The sequence below is a fragment of the Pseudomonas sp. TAA207 genome (genome assembly GCF_001529285.1).
Taxonomy (GTDB): Bacteria; Pseudomonadota; Gammaproteobacteria; order Pseudomonadales; family Pseudomonadaceae; genus Aquipseudomonas; species Aquipseudomonas weihenstephanensis.
Genome location: NZ_LLWJ01000028.1, coordinates 1 through 5,287, shown reverse-complemented (window position 1 = coordinate 5,287; position 5,287 = coordinate 1). Strand labels below are relative to the sequence as shown.

Below are 5,287 nucleotides of genomic sequence, written 5' to 3'. Positions count from 1 at the left end.
GGCCGCCTTCGGCGTCGCGGATTTTGATCAACTGGTCCTGATCGTTGTACGCGTAATGCATGACGCTGTGGTCGGCGCGGATGTGTTCGAGCACATTGCTGCGCTCGTCGTAGCTGTAGCGGTCGGTGCTGCCGTCAGGGTGAACGTGGCGCAGGATGTTTTTCGCGTCGTCACGGAACAGCCATTCCGAACGCCCGTCGGCGTGGCGGATGCGGTAGGTGTAGCCAAGAATGTCGTAGTAGTGCCAGGTCTCGTTGCCGTGGGCGTCGGTGACGTAGGTCAGGCGGATGTTTTCATCCCATTCCAGGCGGGTGTCGAAGCTGCCGTCGTCGGCCCATTCGCGCACGGCCTTGGCGTCGGGCCCGGTGCCTTGCCATTGCAGGTTCATGCCACGGGCGGTGCGGTCGGTGTAGCGGGTGATCAGGTGATGCTGGTATTCGTAGCTCCACGCGGCGCCGTTTTCGTCCTGCGCGTTGATCAGGTCGCCGTGGGCGTCGTAGTAGTAGGCCGCCAGTTGGCGCACCGGCGCGCCGTCGCGGATTTCCCACAGGCCTTTGAGGTGGCCGTGGTCGTCGATCATGGTGCCCAGATGCAAGTGGACGTTGGTGATGTCACCCTGATAGGTGATCAGGTCAGACAGCACCGGTTGGTCGGCGTGGCGGTATTCGTGATGCAGCATCACGCCCGCGCCGTTGCGCAGTTCGATGTGGGCCAGCAGGAAGCGATCGCCGTGGCGAACGTAGGTTTCCCTGCGTTCGAAGCCTCGGCAGAGGAGTAAGGAGTTGTCAGTGACGCGGACCAGCGTCAGGTTTTCGATGGCGTCGTAATGCGCTTCGCCGACGGGCTTCAGGGTGTACTTGTGGTCGCGCCCATCCGCGTCGTGGAACACCAGACCCTTGTCATGCAGGTCAAAACGGGTGGTGAATTCATTGATCCAGCGGGCGCCCAGGCTTCCATGATCGTATGACGCCAACCGTGAGTAGTAAGTGCGCGTCCAGTTGATGGGAAAGAGGCCTGGCAAGCTGAAATCGGTATGACTGAATGTCTCTGATCCCACAGCAAAGCTAATACTGTTGTCTGTGATCGGACAGACAACGTTTTTCTTACAGTTAGGAGTGCCTTGGGCAACAGCCTGTTTCTCTACAGATTCAACCTCACCCTCAGCCGCCGTTTTCTTAGCCTTGTTGGTCTCATTGGGCTTTACGCTCGTGCCTTGCCCGGAGGGATTGCGTTTACGCCACAAAGCACTCGCGCTGGACAATATAAGCAGCAGCCAGCCAATCGAGTATTCAACGTCTTCAGCGGTGAGTTTGTTCAGTTGCGTGCGCAGCTCTGGCCCCATGGCCCGCAGTTGAGCGGTGTGGGTCAGGACCGACTGTTTGATGTCGTCGGGCAGCAGGTGCTGCGTGGCGCTGTTGGCCATGCCTTTGCCAGCGGCTTTGTAGGCGCTGAACAAGCCCCCGAAGATGTTGCTGATCGCCGCTTTTGGGTCATGCAGCAGTTGATCACCGGCCGCGCTGATTTGCGTACCGGCTGCATCCAGATCGCCACCGGCATCGAGGGTACCGTTGACCGCGGCCTCCAGCCCCTTGGCGATTTCATTGAGTACGTCTTCGCCGAGCTTGCCCGCATCCGCGAGGATGTCGGGCAACTTGGCTTTGGCCTGCGTGACAAAGTCATCCAGGCTGCCGACGATGGACGCGTTGAGGTGGCCGACCAGAATTTCGACGACCGAAGCACTGAGCATCAGCTTGGTGGTGGAGCGCATCTCCTGACGCACCAAGTGCAGGGTCGGGCGCAGGGTCATGCGCGCCGCCGCCATGGTCGGTGGCAGCGGCAACACGCCAATCAGGTTGATCGCCAGACTGGCCCACAGCAGCAGGTCGCGCTTTTCGGTCTTGGTCAGCGTGACCACATCGCCCAGCGCATCCACCAGCGCCATGATGTTGCCGACCACGGGCAAGGCCCCGGCAACGCCCTGAATCCGTTCCAGCGTGACCATGCCGCCGCTGACTTCCTGCAACCAGGCGTCGAACACCGCCGCGCCGCTGGCCACGTCTTTAATGTCGATGGCACTGATCGGCACGATGGCCACTTGTGGGCCACGTTTTTCTGCAACAGCATTTTCAGTCGTCATGACAGCATCTCACCCGCCAGCAGGCCGGGGGTCTTGAAGGAAAGCTTGGGAGGGGTGAAGCTCGGCAGCGCAGGCAGGCTCGGCAGTGCGCCGCTGCTGTTGGCCAGACTTAGCAAACTTGAGGCGCTCGGCAACGCGGCGCTGGCCCGTTGCGCAATGCCCGCCACACCTGCTTGCAGCGCGGTTTTGACGTTTTGCGCTGATTGCATCGCGCCTTGGGCGGTCTGGATTACGCTCATACCGCTTTGCACCGTGGCCAGGCCAGTCTTGGCCATGTCCAGGCCGCTTTTCGCCAGGCCCTTGCCTTGCTCCAGCAACTCGGCACTTTTACCTTGGCGTGGCAACAGGTCGGCGATCATGCTCTGGATCGGGCCGGGGATGCTGTCCGAACCTGCATCGCCAGGTTTTTCACGCGGCCATTGCGGTTCGCCGATGTAGCTGCCCACGCTCCAGGTGTCGGACGGGTCGGGTCCAAACTTGACCCGTGCCGGTCCCGGTGCAGCACCTGCCACGGCGGCGAAACCTTTGGGGTCGAGCGCGCCCTTGATACTTTTGCCCAGTGCGTCGATCACTTCAAAATCACCGCCCTTGATGCCTTGGCGGTTGGCGTACTGGTTGAACAGTTCCAGGTTGCCTTTGCCCGGTTTCAGCGGCTCGGGGAACACCCCGGCCAGACTCTTGGCACCGGTATAAGCAAAGTTGGCCGCGTGCGCCGTGTACGGGCCAGTGGTGACGTGGGTGATGCCGCCTGCGTTATAGGTCGTGGCGCTGCCGCCGCCTTGAATCACCAGCTCGGTTTTAGCGGTGAGGGTGATGCGGTCTGCGTTGGCGGTGATATTGAGTTTGGCCAACAGGTTGATGCTGTCTTTCAGCGCCCGCACGTCGATGTCGCCCGATGCGGCCACCAGTCGCCAGCCCAGATTTTGCACAAACAGACGCATGCCTTGGCTGGCACTGGCCAAGAGTTTTTTACCAATTGAAAGACTGGTGTGACCGGTGCTGCTCAGCCCCAAGTGCTCGCCGGTCGCAATGTGGGTCGAATGGGGCGTGCTCAGCGCGATACCGGCCGGACTGGCCAACACCAGATGCGGTTCGGTGAATTCAGGGAATTCGTTGGCGCTGACGTTGGCCGGACCGCTGCCGGTAATGCCGCGATGCTGAGCAAACAACGCCTTGGCCACCTCATCTTGGTCACCGGCTTCCTGCGCCTGATTTTCCATGGCTTGCAGGGAAAGACCGTCCTGTTGATCACTGGCAGTGGCCAAGCGTTCGGCGGTTTCGGGCAGGTCTTTATGGTGCTTGGATTCGTTGGGACGTGGCTCGGTCGTAATCAGCAAACCCGCCGCTGCACGTACGGCGCCGTGGCGGTCGGTGCGCAGTTCAAAGCCTTCGCCACGCGGCTGCCCCCCCGAAGGTCGCGGATGAGTCAAATAGCCCAAGTTGACCGCGCTCGCGCCGTGGTCACTGCGCAACGCGATGCTGATTTCGCTGGTGGTGTCGTCGATGCGCAGTTCGTTGGCGCGACTGCCTTTGTACTCTTTGCTTTTGACCGTGGCTAAGGTCTTGAGCTCGGGCAATTTGTACGGCGGCAGGTTCACGCCGTGGTACAGGCAGCCGGTAATCAGCGGCTGGTCCGGGTCGCCCTCAAGGAAGGTAATCAGCACTTCCATGCCAATGCGCGGCAGGTTGATCGAGCCAAAACTCATGCTCGCCCAGTTCGACGCCACACGCATCCAGCAACTGGTTTTGTCGTCGAACTTGCCTTCGCGGTCCCAGTAGAACTGCACTTTGACGCGGCCGTATTCGTCGCAGTAAATTTCTTCGCCTGCCGGCCCCGTAACCATCGCGCTCTGGCTGCCCAGCACTTTGGGCTTGGGGTGTTTGAGCGGCGGGCGGAACGGCACGTCCCACGGGATTGCGCTGAAGGTGTTGCGATAGCCCTGATGGAAATCGTCTTTCAAGTCTGTGACATCGCTGGTGACCGACTCTTCCAGCACCTGCGGCTGCTTGCCGTGGTGGGTGATGTCGATCAGCAGCCACAGGTCATTCCATGTCGCATTGGCGTGCGCGGTGAGCGGCATGAAATGCCCGCTGACCAAGGTTGGCTGATCGCTTTTGCCCTTGGCCAGTTGGTAGTCGGTGCGATGGCGTTCGAGGTTGCGATTGGCCAGGTGTTTGCCGCGTTCGCGGTCTACGAAACGACCGGGATAATCGTAATCCTCAAGGTCCGGCACCGCCTTGCTTTTGGCGTCGCTTTCCAGCTCGATGCGCGGCTTGGTGAAGTCATAATCGCGGCGCGTGACGCGGCTGGTACGCGTCGCTAAACGCATGCCAAAGCGCTTGACCATCGGCGTGTCGGCCACCAGCCCAGTGTCTTGCTGATACGCCACCGGTGCCAGTTTGGGGAAGATGGTCTGGTCGTCGCCAAACACCAGCAGGTGCGCGCCAGGGCTGTGCTGGAAATGAAAGTGGATGCCTTCTTCCTCGCACAAGCGCTGGATGAAGGTCAGGTCCGATTCGTCGTACTGCACGCAATACACCCGCTCAGGATAGGTTGCGCTGAGCTGGAACTTATAATCGCTGGCCAAAATCCCGTGTTCTTCCAGCACCTGGGCGATGATCTGGCGCACAGTCATTTGCTGGAAGATTCGCTGGTTGACCCGGTGCGCCAAATACGACAAATGCGGGCGCAGCGACAGGTGATAGCGGGTCAGGCGCTTACCGGCTTCGCCCCGGGAGATGCTGTACACCTGCCCGTGAAAACCGCTGCCGGTGGTTGAAATCTGCAAAAACGCCTGCTTGTGCAGCAGGGTTTCGAGGTCGAGGAAAGGCCGCTCACTGACCAGCTCCAGGTCAAAAACGAACGGCGTGTTCAGGGTTTCGCGGCCTTTGAAGGCCAGCACCTGAAAGTCCGCCCCGTCGAGGGCCAGCGTGAAATGGGGCTGATGAGCCGGTGCGAACATCCCTTGTCCCTCATGCAGTGCAGCGATTTTCGTCGTGTGGAAACAGGCGCCGAAAACAGAAAAATTCTGGGGTCATGCACGCACCGGCCCGCAAGGGACCGGTGCGCTAAAACGCTCGCGCAGCCTTAGCCCGCGACCGGAGTACGCCAGTCATCCGAACCGGATGTGCCGGACACTTCGTGGGTCC

2 protein-coding genes are annotated in these 5,287 nt (G+C 60.7%); both read right to left on the bottom strand.

All coding sequences use genetic code 11. From position 1 onward, the window contains the following. The coding region (locus tag AP059_RS00370) for a DUF6531 domain-containing protein (RefSeq protein ID WP_256209594.1) at window positions 1-2,137 on the bottom strand (2,137 nt) is incomplete at its 3' end. Beyond that, window positions 2,134-5,100 (bottom strand): type VI secretion system Vgr family protein, encoded by a 2,967-nt coding sequence (locus AP059_RS00365; protein ID WP_059761387.1) that lies wholly within the window; start codon window positions 5,098-5,100, stop codon window positions 2,134-2,136. The genes AP059_RS00365 and AP059_RS00370, both read right to left, overlap by 4 nt. Window positions 5,101-5,287 lie beyond the last annotated feature (187 nt).

What these genes read in the sequence shown, in the direction of transcription:
- AP059_RS00365 (WP_059761387.1), bottom strand. Translation starts at nt 5,100, where the DNA reads ATGTTCGCACCGGCTCATCAGCCCCATTTCACGCTGGCCCTCGACGGG.